The organism is Lysinibacillus halotolerans (assembly GCF_003711845.1).
In the GTDB taxonomy this organism is placed as follows: domain Bacteria; phylum Bacillota; class Bacilli; order Bacillales_A; family Planococcaceae; genus Ureibacillus; species Ureibacillus halotolerans.
Genome location: NZ_RHLQ01000007.1, coordinates 59,254 through 77,542, shown reverse-complemented (window position 1 = coordinate 77,542; position 18,289 = coordinate 59,254). Strand labels below are relative to the sequence as shown.

21 protein-coding genes and 2 other annotated features are annotated in these 18,289 nt (G+C 36.1%); of the genes, 3 read left to right on the top strand and 18 right to left on the bottom strand.

Annotated features, from left to right (window positions below; all coding sequences use genetic code 11):
* Nucleotides 1-10: 10 nt before the first annotated feature.
* The 3 genes from pheS to EC501_RS04705 form a co-directional block, all read right to left on the bottom strand.
* Nucleotides 11-1,048, bottom strand: a complete 1,038-nt coding sequence (gene pheS / locus EC501_RS04715) for a phenylalanine--tRNA ligase subunit alpha (RefSeq protein WP_122971148.1) — start codon at nt 1,046-1,048, stop codon at nt 11-13.
* Nucleotides 1,049-1,159: 111 nt separating this feature from the next.
* Nucleotides 1,160-1,391, bottom strand: a binding site (T-box leader).
* Between the two features lie 225 nt (nt 1,392-1,616).
* Nucleotides 1,617-2,378: a TrmH family RNA methyltransferase gene (locus EC501_RS04710; RefSeq protein WP_122971147.1), complete on the bottom strand. Its 762-nt coding sequence runs from the start codon at nt 2,376-2,378 to the stop codon at nt 1,617-1,619.
* Between the two features lie 107 nt (nt 2,379-2,485).
* Nucleotides 2,486-2,968 carry a GNAT family N-acetyltransferase gene (locus EC501_RS04705; protein ID WP_122971146.1) on the bottom strand — a complete coding sequence of 161 codons (483 nt, stop codon included), beginning with the start codon at nt 2,966-2,968 and terminating at the stop codon, nt 2,486-2,488.
* A 110-nt stretch (nt 2,969-3,078) separates the two neighbouring features.
* Here EC501_RS04705 and sspI point away from each other — a divergent pair, with 110 nt between their 5' ends.
* The gene (gene sspI / locus EC501_RS04700; protein WP_122971145.1) at nt 3,079-3,288 is read left to right on the top strand and encodes a small acid-soluble spore protein SspI; all 210 of its coding nucleotides are present in this window, start codon (nt 3,079-3,081) and stop codon (nt 3,286-3,288) included.
* A 48-nt stretch (nt 3,289-3,336) separates the two neighbouring features.
* On the opposite strand, the gene EC501_RS04695 is transcribed toward sspI, so the two are convergent.
* Entirely contained in the window at nt 3,337-3,756 is a 420-nt protein-coding gene (locus EC501_RS04695) for a MarR family winged helix-turn-helix transcriptional regulator (protein ID WP_338322886.1), read from the bottom strand.
* Nucleotides 3,757-3,893: 137 nt separating this feature from the next.
* Here EC501_RS04695 and EC501_RS04690 point away from each other — a divergent pair, with 137 nt between their 5' ends.
* The gene (locus tag EC501_RS04690; RefSeq protein WP_122971143.1) at nt 3,894-4,421 is read left to right on the top strand and encodes a CarD family transcriptional regulator; all 528 of its coding nucleotides are present in this window, start codon (nt 3,894-3,896) and stop codon (nt 4,419-4,421) included.
* Nucleotides 4,422-4,652: 231 nt separating this feature from the next.
* On the opposite strand, the gene argF is transcribed toward EC501_RS04690, so the two are convergent.
* The 3 genes from argF to EC501_RS04675 form a co-directional block, all read right to left on the bottom strand.
* Entirely contained in the window at nt 4,653-5,618 is a 966-nt protein-coding gene (gene argF, locus EC501_RS04685) for an ornithine carbamoyltransferase (RefSeq protein ID WP_122971142.1), read from the bottom strand.
* A 295-nt stretch (nt 5,619-5,913) separates the two neighbouring features.
* Nucleotides 5,914-7,002, bottom strand: a complete 1,089-nt coding sequence (locus EC501_RS04680) for a M42 family metallopeptidase (RefSeq protein ID WP_122971141.1) — start codon at nt 7,000-7,002, stop codon at nt 5,914-5,916.
* A 105-nt stretch (nt 7,003-7,107) separates the two neighbouring features.
* Entirely contained in the window at nt 7,108-7,590 is a 483-nt protein-coding gene (locus EC501_RS04675) for a dUTP diphosphatase (RefSeq protein WP_122971140.1), read from the bottom strand.
* 92 nt (nt 7,591-7,682) lie between these two features.
* Between EC501_RS04675 and EC501_RS04670 the strand changes: the two genes are divergently transcribed.
* Nucleotides 7,683-8,075: a sigma-w pathway protein ysdB gene (locus EC501_RS04670; protein ID WP_122971139.1), complete on the top strand. Its 393-nt coding sequence runs from the start codon at nt 7,683-7,685 to the stop codon at nt 8,073-8,075.
* A 273-nt stretch (nt 8,076-8,348) separates the two neighbouring features.
* On the opposite strand, the gene EC501_RS04660 is transcribed toward EC501_RS04670, so the two are convergent.
* The 11 genes from EC501_RS04660 to mutM form a co-directional block, all read right to left on the bottom strand.
* Complete coding sequence (locus tag EC501_RS04660) at nt 8,349-8,618, bottom strand: DUF1294 domain-containing protein (RefSeq protein WP_122971137.1); 270 nt, start codon at nt 8,616-8,618, stop codon at nt 8,349-8,351.
* A gap of 72 nt (nt 8,619-8,690) precedes the next feature.
* The gene (gene rplT / locus EC501_RS04655) at nt 8,691-9,050 is read right to left on the bottom strand and encodes a 50S ribosomal protein L20 (RefSeq protein WP_122971136.1); all 360 of its coding nucleotides are present in this window, start codon (nt 9,048-9,050) and stop codon (nt 8,691-8,693) included.
* A gap of 68 nt (nt 9,051-9,118) precedes the next feature.
* A complete protein-coding gene (gene rpmI, locus EC501_RS04650) occupies nt 9,119-9,319 on the bottom strand; it encodes a 50S ribosomal protein L35 (protein ID WP_122971135.1) in 201 nt (66 codons plus the stop codon).
* Nucleotides 9,320-9,350: 31 nt separating this feature from the next.
* Entirely contained in the window at nt 9,351-9,857 is a 507-nt protein-coding gene (infC, locus tag EC501_RS04645; RefSeq protein WP_122971134.1) for a translation initiation factor IF-3, read from the bottom strand.
* 96 nt (nt 9,858-9,953) lie between these two features.
* Nucleotides 9,954-10,101, bottom strand: a sequence feature (ribosomal protein L20 leader region).
* Nucleotides 10,102-10,294: 193 nt separating this feature from the next.
* Nucleotides 10,295-12,226, bottom strand: coding sequence for a threonine--tRNA ligase (gene thrS / locus EC501_RS04640; RefSeq protein ID WP_122971133.1), 1,932 nt, complete (start codon nt 12,224-12,226; stop codon nt 10,295-10,297).
* Nucleotides 12,227-12,620: 394 nt separating this feature from the next.
* On the bottom strand, nt 12,621-13,565 hold the full coding sequence (dnaI, locus tag EC501_RS04635) for a primosomal protein DnaI (RefSeq protein ID WP_122971132.1): 945 nt from the start codon (nt 13,563-13,565) through the stop codon (nt 12,621-12,623).
* A 1-nt stretch (nt 13,566) separates the two neighbouring features.
* A complete protein-coding gene (locus EC501_RS04630; RefSeq protein WP_122971131.1) occupies nt 13,567-14,940 on the bottom strand; it encodes a replication initiation and membrane attachment family protein in 1,374 nt (457 codons plus the stop codon).
* 18 nt (nt 14,941-14,958) lie between these two features.
* The gene (gene nrdR / locus EC501_RS04625) at nt 14,959-15,429 is read right to left on the bottom strand and encodes a transcriptional regulator NrdR (protein ID WP_122971130.1); all 471 of its coding nucleotides are present in this window, start codon (nt 15,427-15,429) and stop codon (nt 14,959-14,961) included.
* Between the two features lie 172 nt (nt 15,430-15,601).
* Nucleotides 15,602-16,621 (bottom strand): glyceraldehyde-3-phosphate dehydrogenase, encoded by a 1,020-nt coding sequence (locus tag EC501_RS04620; protein ID WP_122971129.1) that lies wholly within the window; start codon nt 16,619-16,621, stop codon nt 15,602-15,604.
* 174 nt (nt 16,622-16,795) lie between these two features.
* Nucleotides 16,796-17,392 carry a dephospho-CoA kinase gene (gene coaE / locus EC501_RS04615; RefSeq protein WP_122971128.1) on the bottom strand — a complete coding sequence of 199 codons (597 nt, stop codon included), beginning with the start codon at nt 17,390-17,392 and terminating at the stop codon, nt 16,796-16,798.
* Nucleotides 17,393-17,407: 15 nt separating this feature from the next.
* Nucleotides 17,408-18,280, bottom strand: a complete 873-nt coding sequence (gene mutM / locus EC501_RS04610) for a bifunctional DNA-formamidopyrimidine glycosylase/DNA-(apurinic or apyrimidinic site) lyase (RefSeq protein WP_122971127.1) — start codon at nt 18,278-18,280, stop codon at nt 17,408-17,410.
* Nucleotides 18,281-18,289 lie beyond the last annotated feature (9 nt).

The following is an 18,289-nucleotide window of genomic DNA, read 5'->3' as shown; positions in this document are numbered from 1 at the left end:
TCGTACCCCCTTACCCTTCTGTTCGATGGAATTGTGATAAGAAACGACTGTCATTCGTATAGAAATGACGGATATCATCTACTCCATATTTCAACATTGCGATACGTTCCGCGCCGATACCGAAAGCAAAACCTGAAACTTTTTTCGAATCATAGCCTGCCATTTCAAGTACATTTGGATGTACCATACCAGCACCTAAAATTTCAATCCAACCTGTTTGTTTACATACGTTACAACCTGAGCCACCACATTTAAAGCAAGAAATGTCCATTTCTACTGAAGGCTCTGTAAAAGGGAAGAAGCTTGGACGTAAGCGAATTTCCCGATCTTCGCCGAACATTTTTTTCGCTAATTTATCCAGCGTTCCTTTTAAATCACTCATTCGAATATTTTCGCCAACGACTAGCCCTTCAATTTGCATAAATTGGTGGGAGTGTGTCGCATCATCATTATCTCGGCGGAATACTTTACCCGGACTGATAATTCGGATTGGTTCCCCTTTTTTTGCTTCCATCGTACGCGCTTGCACTGGTGACGTATGGGTACGTAATAGCGTTTCCTCTGTAATATAAAATGTATCTTGCATATCACGGGCCGGGTGACCTTTTGGTAAGTTTAAAGCTTCGAAATTGTAGTAGTCTCTTTCTACTTCCGTTCCTTCTGCAATTGTATATCCCATTGAAACGAATAAATCTTCAATTTCTTCCACAACACGAGTTAAAGGATGGCGATTTCCTGATCGTACTTGACGTCCTGGTAACGTAACATCAATCGATTCTTTTTCTAGTTGTTCTTGAATCGCTTGTTCCTCTAACACAGTCGCCCTTTGTTCTAGTTGGGCTGTAACGTTCTCACGCACCGCGTTCACAAGGGCCCCCATTTTCGGACGTTCTTCTGGAGATAATTTCCCCATTCCCTTTAATAGATCCGTAATCGGACCTTTTTTCCCTAAATACGCCACGCGAACGTCATTTAGTTCTTTTAAATTGGCAGCAGCTTGTATTTTCGTTAATGCTTCTTGTTCCAATTGCTTTAACTGTTGTTCCACGTATAAAAACCTCCTTATGAATAGTTCATATTTTGTTTTTTCGTCTGTAAGTGAAAATCCGCCTTTGTATCCGTTCCTTCGTTAAGAAAAAACAAAAAACCCCGCCCCTAAAAAAGGGACGAGGACTAAGTTCGCGGTACCACCCTAGTTATTACAAAAAATTGCAATCACTTCATTGACATAACGACTCATCGGCCGGCTTTCCTTTCTCATTTAACATGATCCCGGAAGCTGCTTACGGGGTGAACTTCAATATGTATGACATTACATAAGCTTCCAGTCTTCGGCTTACGCTCCCTAAAATGTCTTATCCATATTTACTCTTCCCGCTCCAAGCGCATTTTCTTTTATTCATATATGTTCTAAATCTTAAATTATTTTACGTTAAATCGGAAAAGGTTTCAAGTATTGTCTCTATGTTGCAATTTAAATTATTCTTCTATTGTATTAAAGTACATTTCAAGCGCTTGTTGTATTTAACCAAGTTCTATAAAAAATACTTCCTCCCCTATTAAATAACAAAAAAGACAAAGTTTTAAACTGACTTTGTCTTTTCATTTGAAGCAATTTATTTTACAAATTGATACAATAAAATGCCTGTAGCCACTGCTACATTTAATGATTCAGCTTGTCCGAAAATCGGGATGATGACATTTTGATCAGTTTTATCTAAAAGTTGCGGATGTATGCCACTTCCTTCATTCCCTACGATAAGGGCAAAGCTTCCTGAATGTTCTACTTCTGTATATTCAATAGCATCTTGTAATGCTGTTCCATACACTTTCACACCGCTATCTTGTAAATCTTCAATCCATTCTGCTAGCTCGCCGCGAATGACAGGAATATGAAAATGGGAACCTTGGGCTGATCGTAATGTTTTTGGATTATAAGCATCCGCACACCCTTTTCCTAATACGACCCCATCGATGCCAGCAGCATCCGCTGTACGAATCATCGTTCCGATATTCCCCGGATCTTGCACCGCATCAACGAGCAATACTTTTCTCCAATTTTGTTTTGCTTCTAACTTGACTTCTAGCTGTTTACAATGGGCAAATACCCCTTGAGAAGTTTCCGTTTCAGCCAGTTCTTTTGCAATAGTTTCTGTCACTTCTACGATCATGACATTATCCGTTTCCCAAAGTAAAGGAAGGTCTACCCCTTCACGGACAATCATTTGTACAATTTGGTCTTTATTTTTTAACGCTTCCTCTACTAGATGGAAACCTTCTACGATAAACTCCCCTGTTTTTTCTCGCTCTTTTCGGGTCGTGACAAGTTTTTTCCAATGTTTTACGAGGGCATTTTGTGTTGATTCAATACGTTTCATAATTTGACAGTTACCGCCTTTTTCTTCTGTTTCTAATGCCTAATTTTACATGAAAAGTAGGACTGTGTAAAAAATGTTTTCATCGTGAATTAAGTTCTTGCTATCTATTATAGAGGATACTTGGTTAAAGCAACTTCTTTAAACATATTTACAATTTTAAATTGTTCACCTGTTGGTCTCGTAATAAGCTCTTCATTTAAAATTTGATACCCTATGGATTCATAAAGTTGAATGTTTCTTCGTACACTCATCCGAACTTTACATTGAATTTTATTATAACCATGTTGAACTGTAATTTCTTCTATCTTATGTAACAATTTTTTTGCGTAACCCTTTCCTTGACACATAGGGCTTACGGATAGACGATAAAAATAAACATAATCCTCTACATATTGAAAGCGAACGGCTGCAACTGGTACATTGTTTTCATATCCAACTAACGCAAAGGCGCCGTTTTGCAACTCTTCTGAAATAGATTGCTCCGTTTCCTTTAACGCACTAGAAGGTGCTGGGTCATTACGATACTCCTCAAAGGCTTGGAGCATCACTTCACGTATTTCTTGAACATTTGTTGAAAATTTAATTTCCATAAAAATTACTCCTTTTATTTATTTTTGTTTAATTTAAGCAATTCTAAATGAATTTACTATGTATAGTTTCAGCGAGACGAAGCAGACTAGTCATTGAGGAGGCGAATGCAATGAATTTTCAAATTAGAGATGCCATTACATCGAATGTAAAAGGTGATAGTGCAAATGAATTCCGTGATACAGTAGAAGATGCAATTTCACGTGGTGATGAGCATTTATTACCTGGTCTTGGTGTATTTTTAGAAAAATGGTGGAAATCATCTAGCGCAGCAGAGCAAGAAGCATTTACAGAAAAACTTTCAAAAGCTTTTCAGAACTAAAACAATAAGGCTGACAAAGCATTTCTTTGATACTTTGTCAGCCCTCTATTAATTTCCCCACTCACTTTGCAAAATTTCTTTTATAATCGTAAATTTCTCATTACCAATTTTTTCTCGAATGTTCATTTCTAAATCTTTTTTTAATACGATATATTTCTCTACACATAATTCCCCAATATTTGTTAATTGAATACATTTATCCCGATTATTATTTCCCGGCAGCGTTTCAACTAACCCTTTTGACTCTAGCTTTTTAATAAATTTATGGGTTGCTTGTCGCGAAATGCGAACATTTTTTGTAACAGAAGAAATCGTCGGCTGCTTTTTATATATTTTCATCATAATATACCATTCAGAATTTGAAATGGTAATATCGCTTATCTCACTCCATCTTTCTTCTATTTTTTTTCGAATCGAATTATAACATTCACTAATTAACTCCAATAAATCCAATTGTTCATGATCCACTATTCTCACCCCGTACATCTATTCGAAAATAAATATACTGAATGGCTACTCAATTGTCAACTAAGTTGACATTTCTCTTGAAATAGCGTACAATAAAATTAGTCAACCAAGTTGACGATGAAAAGGGGGCAAAACATATGTTTAAGGTTGGAGATACCATCATCTACTCTGCTCACGGATTATGCCATATTGATGACATCAGTGAAAAAACGTTTTCCGGTGTTACGAAAACTTACTACGTCCTACATCCACTCAATAACAATAAGTTAGAAATTTGCACTCCCGTAGATAATAAATCCATTTCCATGCTTGAAATTATGAATAAAGAAGAAGCAAATGCAATTTTAAATGTATTTACACAACCTGGTATTGAATGGATTGAAAAAACGAACCATCGTACTCAAACGTATTCAAATCTTTCAAGAAAAGGGAATCGTGAAGATATTGCAAAAATCATTAAAACTTTAATGATAAAAAAATATGAACTTGAATGTAACGACAAGAAATTCCCTGAATACGATCGAAAGCTATTAATGTCTATTCAAAATATTTTATTTGCAGAATTGGCCCTCTCTTTAGAGATGTCAATTGAACAAATCCATACAAAAATCCTAGAAATATTAAATATTCCGATTGATGAATTAGAAATGATTGTCAATCAATAATTGTGCATTCCAGTGATAAGAAAATTGCCTAATTTTCTTTTCGCTGTTTTTTTTGGAAAAAAATAAAGGCAACTCAGCGTCTCCCAAGTTGCCATTCCTATGTAGCGATACTTTTTTCCACCTTGAAATCAGCATCGTAATTGTAGTAAGTGGGGACAATTCCCACCTACTACAATGTAAAAAAATAAATGTTACTCGTTTAAGTCCATAAAATGGGGAAGCTCCCCATTTTTAAGCTAAAATGGATGCTAATACGGCTTTTTGTGCATGTAATCGATTTTCCGCTTGCTCATAAATATAAGAATTTGGACCATCAATAACGGATGCGGTCACTTCTTCGTCACGATGGGCTGGCAAACAATGTAAAAACATATAATTTGGTTTTGCATTGGCAACTAACTCGTCGTTAATTTGATAACCTTTAAAATCTATTAAACGTTTAGCAGATTCCTCTTCTTGCCCCATACTAGTCCACACATCCGCATAAACTACATCAGCATTTTTTACAGCTGCTACTGGATCATTCGTTACGGTAATAAGACTGCCATTTTCTTTTGCAATGCGTTTTGCCTTTTTGATAATTTCTTCATTAGGTTCGTAACCGACAGGAGTTGCAACAACGATATCCATGCCAACATGGGCTGCAGCAACGACTAAAGAATGGGCAACGTTATTACCATCCCCGACATAGGCAATTTTCAATCCTTTAAAATGACCTTTATTCTCAATAATTGTTTCTAAGTCTGCTAACGCTTGGCAAGGATGATATAAATCTGTTAAACCATTAATGATTGGAATAGAGGCATGGTCTGCTAATTCCTTCACCATTTCGTGAGAATTCGCGCGAATCATCACCCCATCAAGATAACCGGATAATACATGCCCTGTATCAGAAATCGGTTCCCCACGTCCGATTTGTAAATCTCGGGAATGCATAAACATCGCTTTTCCTCCAAGTTGATTCATCCCGACTTCAAAGGAAATACGCGTACGCGTGGAATGCTTCTCGAAGATCATGCCTAATGTTTTACCTTCTAATAACTTTGGACATTTGCCCGCCTTTGTAATCTTTTTAAGTTGGCTTGCTAATGTAATTAGATCATGGACTTCCTCGCTCGTATAATCTAACAACGTTAATAAATCTTTCCCTTTTAAACTGGAAACTAATTTCAATTGAACCTCTTCTAATAATTTCATTGTTTTCTCCGCCCCTTATACAATGGATGATGTAATTCATTATACATATGCATATTTATTAAATCAAGTGTATTTTTATAATAAATTTCATCTATACCAACAATAATAAATATACATTTTGATAGTATAAAAATAATATATTGTTAATAATTTTTATTTATCACGCCATATTTTCTATAAATATTCATTTATACGATGAATCAAAAAATAGTATACTCCACCATATATATGCATGATTTTTATTTATAGACATGAAAAAAGGAAGAGCATTTTCGCCCTTCCCTTTCATTATTTATTAATCAAATATAATTTTATTAACTGTATCACGATCTAATTTTCGAATGATTTCTACAAGTAATTTAACTGTATTATGATAATCATCACGATGGATGACCGCTGCATGGGAGTGGATATAACGGGAAGCTATTCCGATTGCCATAGCTGGAACGCCATTTGCTGTTAAATGGATAGAACCAGCATCAGTACCACCACCTGGCGTGGAATCAAATTGATAAGGAATGTTGTTTTCCTCTGCCACATCAACTACAAAATCACGAAGTCCTTTATGTCCTACCATTGATGCATCGAAAATAATGATTTGAGGACCATCACCTAATTTCGATGTAGATTCCTTCGGTGTAATACCTGGCGTATCTCCAGCTACACCGACATCAACAGCAAACCCAATATCCGGTTTAATTTTAAAGGTAGAAGTTTTTGCTCCGCGAAGCCCAACTTCCTCTTGAACATTTCCTACACCGTAAACAACATTAGGATGTTTAATATCTTTTAGTTGTTTTAACACATCGATGGCAATGGCACAACCGATACGATTATCCCATGCTTTTGCCAATAACATTTTTTCGTTTTTCATTACGTTGAATTCAAAGTAAGGCGTAATCATATCGCCAGGTCGAATTCCCCATCCTTGGGCCTCTTCCTTAGAAGTTGCACCGATATCGATAAATAACTCTTTCATATCCACTACTTTTTTACGTTGGTCAGCAGGTAAAATATGAGGCGGCTTTGAACCGATAACCCCAATAATTTCTTCCCCTTTTCGAGTTGTAATTGTTACTCGTTGAGAAAGCATCACATGGCTCCACCAGCCACCAACTGTTTGAAATTTCACAAAGCCCTTGTCATCGATTTGAGTAACCATGAAACCTATTTCATCTAAATGGCCGGCAACCATAATTTTTGGTCCATTGGCATCCCCAACTTTTTTTGCAATTAAACTTCCAAGATTGTCTGTTTCAATCTCATCTGCATATGGTTCAATATATTTTCGCATTACTTCGCGAGGGGCACGTTCATTCCCTGGTATTCCATTTGCATCTGTTAATTCTTTCAACATAGTTAATGTTTGATCTAATTCGGACATGTTGCAGCCTCCTAAATAGGTGTTTTTCCTTATTATACCTCTAATATTTCGAATGTTGAAATATTAATTCCCAAACAATTATAAGTTTTTCAAAAATAACGGTCATTAATACCCGTTTTTCTGACGTTCATAATTTTTTTCGTTTTTTGCTATATAGGCTTGAATAATATCATCAAGGGTAAAACCTAAATTATATGCTAAGACACCATAACATTGCCATACACTTCGATAATGATCAATGTTTGGTTGGTGAATAAAGGTTAATATTTGATCTTGTGTGCGTAAAAACCAATCTGTTAAATCTTGTTTCATTGAAATTTCCGGCCAAGCATCTAATGATAATTCCTTTTCAATTCCTAAAGATAGTAAAAAGTGAATAGAATCGACAAATTCCTCTAATATAACATCTCTTTCAGAAGGACCTTTTGTACTCCAAAATTTAAAACATCTTGTTTCATTCGCTAATTCCGCTAATTCAATCATTAAAGCGAGCCCTTTTTCCTTAAAAACATCTCGATCAATCTTTTGCGTTTTTTCGATGAATGCATCTAACTCTCGTTGCATTTCAAATAGTTCTTTAAATTCCATAAAAAAATCCCTCTTTTTCTTTAAAAAATGAAACTTATTGTTCTCTTTAATCGTAAAGGAAGTAACTATGTCTTTACAAGGGGGACTTTTACGTGGCTCTTCTATTATTCCGTCTGCTCATTATCATTCTAATCATTTACATATTTTATAAAGCCGTACGTTTCTTAACCGATCCAAAACGTAAATTAGATGAAGCCTATGAAAAAGGGCAATATTACTTCTATGATGATGTTAAAAATGTCCGAAAAAACTTTTTCATTTCCTATAAAGGTGCCCTTTTTGAGGGAGAGAAATATTTAGGAACGACTGAAGATGCCTTTGAGGTTGTGTCCATATTTGTTTGGGTACATGATATAACGAAGCTTCAAGGTTTAACTAAGGACGACTTTCACTTTTTAGAAAAAGAAATTTTAATGAGCTACCCGAAAGCCAAAATAAACTGGAAAAATCCTATTGAACAGTTAATGAAAGATCAAAATGTTTAACAACAGTAAAATAAGGATTGTCTAACATGGGATGAACTATGTATGAAAGGCAATCCTATATTTTCTGTTAAAAGTGTTTGGAACGAGCATATAGTTTTTCTAATTCCTCATCAATTCGTTTTTTATCGATTCGTTCAAAAAGAGGTTGCACATCCGTTATTTTTATTGATAACTTCTTATAAAATAAAAACAGGTAGAGTTAAACAAAATTTGTTTTCCACCTGCTCATTCTATAATGTGATTAAATAACCCCATCATACCTATATCTACTGATTAATAAATCGTAAAAATCCTTACAACAATATAAATATGTATAGCTGCTATTAACGGAAATCCAAAGGCAAAGGAATTATGTTTTGTTTTATGGCGGAATAAATACATTCCTAATACGCCCCCACACGCTCCCCCTAGAATAGCTAACGTAAATAATGATTTTTCAGAAATGCGCCATTCATGTTTTTTTGCCTTGGACTTATCGACATACATGAAAATACATAGGATGATTGACATTACGGCAATATATGATATTAATGCTAATTCCATAGGATTAACCCACCTTCCTTTTACATATATAAAAAGGCTGATAGGATGTCCTACCAGCCATTTATTGAATAATTATTTCGCAACTGCTTTTTTAGCTTCTTCAGCTAATTGAGCGAATGCTTGAGCGTCAGTTACTGCTAAGTCAGCTAACATTTTACGGTTAACTTCGATACCAGCTACTTTTAAACCGTGCATTAAACGGCTATAAGAAAGACCGTTTAAACGAGCAGCAGCGTTAATACGAGTAATCCATAATTTACGGAAATCACGTTTCTTTTGACGACGGTCACGATATGCATATTGACCTGATTTCATTACTGCTTGGTTAGCTACTTTGTATAATGTATGTTTTGAACCAAAATAACCTTTGGCTAATTTTAAAACTTTTTTACGACGCTTGCGCGTTACTGTTCCGCCTTTTACGCGTGGCATACTAATTACCTCCTGCTAATTCTTCCGAATATTTAATTTAAATACGTACATTTATTACATAAACGAAATTATTTCATGTAAGTTAATAAAGATTTAATACGTTTGAAATCACCAGATGACGCAACTTTTGCTTTACGTAGGTGACGTTTTTGTTTTGTAGATTTGTTAGCGAATAAGTGGCTACCATAAGCACGGTCAAATTTTAATTTTCCTTTGCCCGTTTTTTTGAAACGCTTCGCAGCGCCACGGTGAGTTTTCATTTTTGGCATTTCGAATTTCCTCCTAAACTATTCGTCAATATTACTTTTTCTCGTTCTTTGGTTGAAGAACTAAGAACATGCTTCGGCCTTCCATCTTCGGTTTTTGTTCAACCGTCGATACTTCGGCACAAGCTTCAGCAAAACGATCTAAAACACGTTGCCCAATTTCCTTATGAGTAATAGCACGACCTTTAAAACGTAAAGAACATTTTACTTTGTCGCCCTTTTCTAGGAATTTAATTGCATTACGTAATTTCGTTTGGAAATCATGCTCATCAATTGTTGGACTTAAACGAACTTCCTTCATATTGATGACTTTTTGATTTTTACGAATTTCACGATCTTTCTTTTGCTGTTCAAACTTAAACTTACCATAGTCCATGATACGTGCGACTGGTGGCTTAGCTTGAGGGGCCACAAGGACAAGATCCAAGTTTGCACGAGCGGCAATTTCTAACGCTTCATTACGAGTTTTAACTCCAAGCTGATCACCATTATGGTCGATTACACGAAGTTCACGTGAGCGAATGCCTTCGTTTACATACATGTCTTTGCTAATACGAATCCACCTCCAAGGTTGTGTCGCGAATACATGAGATTAAGAGCAAAAACGCCCGGTTGAACGGTACACTTCCTAAGTATGTCCATAAAAAAAGGACGGACATTTCAGAAGATGTCCGCCCGCTATATATACATACGCTCTAAGACAGCGTAATTAATTCAACGTGTTAATACCTGTTAACTGCAATTGCGTCATTCAGGTGAGAAGCGGGCAGCCTCTACTTCAACCACAAACTGTATTCATAACCTAAATAATCATATCATTGTTGATTTACGATGTCAACAAAATTTCATCTATGATTTATTTGCCTTTATGATTTTACAACACGATGAACTTTTTGTCGATAATCTTTTTGCATTTCCCGATCGAAAGATGATAAAAAAGAATGGTCCAAAAAGTTGAACCATTCTCGTACAAGATATTTATTTTACTGCTTCTGCTTTAATGCTTTCTAAGAAACTTTCGAAGGAAACAGTTTCCGAATCTTTTGAGCCGTAACGGCGAATGTTAACGTCTCCTGCTTCCATTTCTTTGTCCCCTAATACGAGCATGTAAGGGATTTTCTTCATTTGAGCTTCGCGGATTTTATACCCTAGTTTTTCTTCACGGTAATCCATTTCTACTCGAATGCCAGCTTGCATTAGTTTTTCTTCGATTTGTTTTGCATAGTCAAAGTGAACTTCATTGGATACTGGAATAATTTCCACTTGAACAGGTGCTAACCAAGTTGGGAAAGCTCCCTTATATTCTTCGATTAAGAAGGCAACGAAACGTTCCATTGTTGATACAACACCACGGTGAATAACGACTGGACGATGTTGTTTTCCATCTTCTCCTACATAAGTTAAATCAAAGCGTTCTGGTTGTAAGAAATCCAGTTGAACAGTTGATAATGTTTCATCTTTACCGATTGCAGTTTTCACTTGAACGTCTAATTTTGGACCATAGAAAGCCGCTTCGCCTTCAGCTTCATAATATTCCAGCCCCATATCATCCATCGCTTCTCTTAACATACTTTGCGCTTTTTCCCACATCTCATCGTCATCATAATATTTTTCAGTATCAGCAGGATCACGGTAGGATAAACGGAATTTATAATTTGTTAAATTGAAATCTTTATAGACATCTAAAATTAATTCCACAACTTTTTTAAACTCTTCTTTAATTTGGTCTGGACGAACGAAAATATGAGAATCGTTTAAAGTCATTCCACGCACACGTTGCAGCCCAGATAATCCACCTGATGATTCATAACGATGCATTGTACCAAGCTCCGCAATACGGATTGGCAACTCACGGTATGAATGCATAGAAGATTTGTATACCATCATATGATGCGGACAGTTCATTGGACGTAAAACTAATGTTTCGTTATCCATTTCCATCGGTGGGAACATATCTTCTTGATAATGACCCCAGTGGCCAGAAGTTTCATATAGTTTTTTAGACCCTAATACTGGTGTATAAACATGTTTGTAACCCAGTTTTACTTCTTTATCAACAATATAGCGTTCCACAATTCGACGAATCGTTGCCCCATTTGGTAACCATAAAGGTAAACCTTGACCTACTGTTTGAGATAGTGTAAATAATTCTAATTCTTTCCCAATTTTACGGTGATCACGCTCTTTCGCTTCTTCTAACATTTGAAGATGTTGTTTTAAATCTTCTTTGTTGAAGAAAGCAGTACCGTAAATTCGTTGAAGCATTTTGTTATCAGAGTTTCCTCTCCAATAAGCACCTGCTATCGATAATAATTTGAATTCTTTTAGTTTTCCTGTAGACGGTACATGAATTCCTCGGCAAAGGTCAAAAAAGTCACCTTGGTAGTAAATAGACACTTGTTCATCCGCTGGAATAGCTTCTAACAATTCTAATTTATATTCGTCGCCAACTTCTTCATAAATTTTTTGCGCTTCATCACGAGAAACATTTTTTCGTTCAATTTCGATGTTTTCAGAAATGATTTTTTTCATTTCCTTTTCAATTTTAGGGAAATCCTCTGTAGAAATTGGCTCTGGCGAATCTACATCATAGTAAAAACCACCTTCAATGACTGGACCAATTCCTAATTTAATACCAGGATATAAACGTTTCAATGCTTGTGCTGTTAAGTGAGCAGTGGAGTGACGCAAAATTTCCAATGCTTCCTCGGATTTTGGTGTAATAATTTCAATTGCACCATCTTCTTCAATTGGTGTTTTTAAATCAATCAGTGTGCCGTTTAATTTACCAGCTAAAGCTTGTTTTTTAAGTCCTGGACTAATCGAACCAGCTACATCCGCTGTCGAAGTACCGCGCGAAAATTCCTTTACGGCGCCATCAGGGAAAGTTAATTGAATTACTTCTGACATGTTGTTTCTCTCCTTTAAGATTTATATGGTAAATTTGCAGCTTTTTGAAAGGGAAACAATTAGAACTTACAAAGCCTTTTTCAATAAAAAAAGCGCCATCCCTCGTAAAGGGACGACGCGTATGCTCGTGGTTCCACCCTTCTTCCTTCCGAAACAAACGTTTCAGACGAAGCTCTAGGTCGGTTAACGTACCGATTGACGTTAGCAGATTATCCCTGCTAAAGCTCCAAGGTAGTAAAGAATGTGTCGTACTAGGAAGCTCCCAGCCAAGGCTTCCCTCTCTAAAAGTCGTCTCACAAACTTGTTGTCCTTTTCAAAGCTTGCATATTTAGATTAATTATTAAGAAAGTATACGCCCGAAGTCGCAAAAATGCAACTACGAAAGATGAATATTTTAATTTTCGTGGCGACGATTTTTTCCGCCCATTTCAATAGGTACTGTAATAGCACGAATACGTTCCATTATGCGGGCAGCTTTAATCACTTCAACGTCACCACGGGAATTTTGTGCTAAATGGTGTTCTAAGCCTTTATAGTCAAAGTTAGAAGTAATGAAAGTTGGGAGCTGTTCACTCATACGATAATGTAAAATGGTACCGAGTATTTCATCTCTAGCCCAACTGGATAATGTTTCTGCACCTATATCATCCAGCATGAGCACTTGGGCCCGTTTCACATAATCCACTTTTTCATTTAACGATTGATCATGAATGGAATTTTTCATTTCCCGTAAAAATTCAGGAACGAAAACGACGACGGATTGAATTTTTAAAGTTGCTAATTCGTTAGCAATCGCACCTAGTACAAAGGATTTTCCAACACCAAACTGACCATATAAGTAAAAACCTTTTGTAGGCAGTTCATTCGTGCTTTTATATTGAGCAATAAAATCTGCCGCTTTATTGGCAATATTGACACGGGACGTATGATCAATTTGTAAATCTTTCAATGTTGCACTTAATACATCCTTTGGCATATGCATACTAGAAATCATCTGTTCAACTTCCCGGCGTTCATCTTCAAGTATTTTTTGCTGACATCTTTCATAACGAACATCTATCGTATTTTGCGAAATATATAATTTTGGTACAAAGCCTTTTAAATAGTTTGTACAATTTTCCGTATTGCCACAATGACAACAATCAATCGATTGACTAATATATTCCTGTAATTTAGGTAAACTTCTATCGACCATATCTGTCGTTACGATTTGATCATTTTCTGCTAGAAATTGTTGAATCTCACGGTTTTCCAATATTTCACGACGAATTTGGTTGTATCGTTCTTCAAAGGACGGTACTTTAATTGTTCTTTTTAATGATTGATTAATCGGTTCGATGTTAGTTCACCTGCCCATCTTGTACACCAAGTTTTTTTAATATTTTCAAACGCTCTTGCTCAAAATCAATAGCTTTCTGTTCTTGTTGCTCGTTTTCACTATTTTCTTCATTCCTTTTGTAAAACCATTCCGGAATGATTTCTTTACTTGCCCTCGCTTGCTTTTTATAGCCGGAAGTAGCCACTTGAGTTTTATTGTCGTTTTCATTTTTCCACTTCGTATATTTATCCCGTTCCGTACGAGCTAATTCCATCGCTTCTTTTGCAGTCTTTAAATTTTTCCTCATCCAATGATCTGCAATTCTTTCAACATATTTTCGAGGAAGCTTCATATCCGTTGTTAGCATAACATACTCCAACAATACATTGACTACACCAACGGGCATCCCATGTTTCACAATTAAATCTTCCGCCAATTGAACCGAAGATGGTAAAGGTTCCTTCCCATTATTAATATCCTTTAACACTTGAAGGGGTGGAGTCGTTTCCAAATACAATTGTAACTCTTGTTCCTTTGATATTTTTTCGGGCATTGGATGTTCCCTTTGAACAAAGGTTTTCTCTAGCTTTGGCGCTTCCTTCGATAAAGTTAATTTATAATAATCTGCTGCCGCCTTTTTTAATCGGTCATGAGAAACTTGCATATTATCATCCAATGCTAAAATCACAACCTTTTGCATATCCAACGGGGATAAATGATATAAAAATGCCAGTTTTGCTATCACTTCCTTCACATCCGTAGTAATACTACTGGAAGGAATCAGATTTTCTGAAAGACCAGACATTAACAAATTAAAATCAAATTGCTCATAGTAAAAAGGATAATTTTGATTTGGATTATTACTATTTGCCTCTATTACATCCTTTGGTATATTCGTATGGACAGGCTTGTACACATCCATAAACGAACGGGATACTTCCTTAAAGGATTGTTTATTCATCGGTTTAATAAAACGTCTTCGCAATTTCCGATATGCCTGTTCCCCAATTTTTGAAAATAAAAACATCGATAACAATGGGTCTTGGAAAAAGGAATGGGCATCAAGGGGTCGGATTAATTCGTATATAAAATGGCGACTATCTTCCTCATCCTTTCGCCATGTACGAAGTAATCCGATCGCCTCTAAAGCAATACGTGCTTCAAACACTTTTCCAATAGACATATTTAAAACGTTCATTAAATAATAATGGGTCATAGGCGTAGTATGTAAATCTTCCCCTTCTGCCCATAAAGTTAAATAGAGACTAATTGGTTCAGGACCTGTCAACGGTTGATAAAATAATGTTAACAGTTGGCGTTCATTTGTTGAAAGAAATTGAGGGAGACTAATTTCAAAATGATCTGTAGGCTGCACTTCTTTATACAAATGAACCATTTAATTCCCTCCACACATTCATTTTTTTATATCCGTTTGGCGATGTAGCAATTCTTTCAACTCAGAAATAAAGACGTTGATATCTTTAAATTGACGATAAACAGAGGCAAATCGAACATAAGCGACTTCATCCTCATGTGCCAATAAATCCATGACCTTTTCTCCTACATCTTCCGAACGGACTTCCGAATTGCCTATTCTTCTTAAATCCTTTTCAATAGTTAGGACAATCCCCTCTAACGTTTCTAAAGCGACCGGCCGTTTTTCACATGCTCGAATTAAACCACGCAATACTTTTTCCCGACTAAATTCTTCCCTGGAACCATCCTTTTTAACGACAATTAAAGGTGTTTCCTCGATTTTTTCAAAGGTTGTAAAACGAAAGCCACAAGACTCACACTCACGTCTTCGGCGAATTTCTTTATTGTCATCTACTGGCCTTGAATCCACTACCCTTGTTCCATTATATTGACAATCTGGACATCTCATAAAAATTTTTCTCCCGTCTCACTTTTAATTAGTAATCTTATTATAACAAATCTAGTTGTTCTAGAAAAATAGCTCTTCTTTGTGTATGCAAAACTACATTTTAATATATTTTGACAAATAAAAAAAGGGATAGGAGCATTTACTCCTATCCTATCTCAACTAATTGGTTTAATTAAGCTACTACTACTTCTAAAGCTTTTGCAATTTTCTTTGTTAAATCAACAACACGTGCTGAGTAACCCCACTCATTATCGTACCAAGCAAGTACTTTCACTTTGCGACTACCCATTACCATTGTTAATGGACCATCAACTGTTGAAGAATAAGTCGTTGTATTATAATCAGTTGAAACTAAAGGTTCCATCGTGAAATTTAAAATTCCTTTTAATGGGCCTTCAGCTGCAGCTTTGAATGCGTTGTTTACATCTTCAATTGTGACATCCTTTTTCAAATCAACAACAAGGTCTACAAGAGAAACGTTTGATGTCGGTACACGTAACGCCATACCATGTAATTTCCCTTTTAACTCTGGTAACACTAAAGATAGAGCTTTTGCAGCACCTGTTGAAGTTGGAATGATCGATTCAGCACATGCGCGGGCACGGCGTAAATCTTTATGTGGATTGTCGATATTTTTTTGATCATTTGTATAAGCGTGAACAGTCGTCATTAACCCGCTTTCAATACCAAATGTATCGTTTAACACTTTCGCTACAGGAGCTAAACAGTTTGTTGTACAAGATGCGTTAGAAATAACATCATGTTGATCCATATCTAACAAGTCATCATTTACACCCATTACAACTGTAATATCTTCATTTTTACCTGGAGCAGTTAAAATGACTTTTTTTGCACCTGCTTCTAAATGCATCGCAGCTTTATCACGGTCGTTAAACTTCCCTGTCGCTTCAATAACGATATCAACACCGAGTTGTTTCCAAGGTAATTTAATAGGATCGCGCTCACTAATAAGTTGAACTCGTTTGCCATTAACAATTAAAGCGTTTTCTTCAGTTTCAACAGTACCTTCAAATTTGCCATGATTTGTGTCATACTTAATTAAATGTGCTAACGTTTCAGATGGGTAGCTCGCATTGATCGCTACAACATTAAATTCATCTTGTACAATTGCTTGGCGGAAAACCATGCGTCCAATACGGCCAAAGCCATTAATAGCAATAGAAACTGTCATTATATATATATCCCCCTGTATTTACGTTTTAATAAGGTTATCTTTTTCTCATAATTAGTATAGCACATTTAATAAAAAGGTGAACATATTTCTTGTAGATTTAAAAAATTTCTATTTTCTGAAAATAATAAATAAAAAAGACTTGGGTATAAAACCAAGTCTTTTAAAGTTCTTTTATTCAATGACTTCCCAATTGCGTAAAATACGTTGTAATTGTTCCGCCGTTTCTTCGATTGTGCCATTATTATTAATCACCGCATCAGCACCTTGTTCTTTTACCGATAAAGGTAATTGGCTCGAAATGCGTGCGGTTGCTTCCTGTTCACTTAACTGATTTCGCTCCATTAATCGTTTTAGCTGTGTGTCTTCCGTAACTGAGACAACTAAAATTTTATCTACAAAATGTTGAAGTTTACTTTCGAATAACAATGGAATATCCATAATAACCGTTTGGGCACCCTTTGCGATATGTTCATCTCTCTGACGCAACATTTCTTGACGTATTGCAGGATGAATTATACGATTCAATCGTTTACGTTGTTCTTCATCATTGAAAATCATTTCTCCGATTTTTTGACGATTCATCGCCCCATCTTCCGTTAACGCGACCTCACCAAAGGCTTCCACTATTTTTTGTAATGTCGGTGTTCCCGGTTCAACAACTACTCTTGCTACTAAATCGGCATCGACAATTGGAAGACCATAATCTTTCAACATCTTTGCAACCGTACTTTTTCCACTAGCAATACTTCCAGTTAATCCAATAATCATTTCTCAACACACCTTTTAATGTTGGCATTTTGGACAAAAGACCGAAGTACGACCCCCAATGACCAACGATTTTGTTAACGTGCCACAGGTAGGACAATTTTTCTTCCCATACATTTTTAAGCGATGTTGCATACTACCTGCTTCCCCATTTATATTACGATAATCTGAAATCGTTGAACCGCCCCTTTCGATACTTTCTAGTAAAATGGCGCGGATCACTTCAAATAATTCTATTTTTCTTTTTCTACTAATGCGATTCGTCTTCCTAGCCGGATGGATCCCCATTTTAAATAATGATTCCGTTGCATAAATATTGCCACACCCTGAAATCACTTGGCCATCCATGATTACTTCTTTGATCGGCTTATTTTGATACTTTGGAAGCTCACATTTATTTAGAAAGTAATCACAAGCATCATCTTCAAATGGTTCCGGTGCCATTTGAAGAAGGGGGGGATGCTCCTCAATTTTTGTCATAAATCGCATTTCACCAAATCGGCGTATATCTGAATAGACAAGAAGTTCTCCTGTCGTCAAATAAAAAATGGCATGCACATGTTTACGAAATTTTTCCTCCCCAATTTCGGCCAACGATTTGACTACAAACCAAGCACCCGTCATTCCTAGATGATTGACGAAAAGATATCGTTCTTCCCCTTTTTCAATATGAAAATAAATATATTTCGATCTTCTAGTAATTGTATTAATTTTCATTCCTTGCATTACTTCTTCAAATAGATGGGGATCCATGTTTTTAACAATACATTGCTTCCCTGCTCCCCAAGAAGTGAAGATCGTATCGGATAGTTTGACGCGTTCGATTGTTTTTCCTTCTACTGTAGGCACTAGTTCTCGAACAACACCTTCTACCTCTGGTAATTCAGGCATAATCCCACT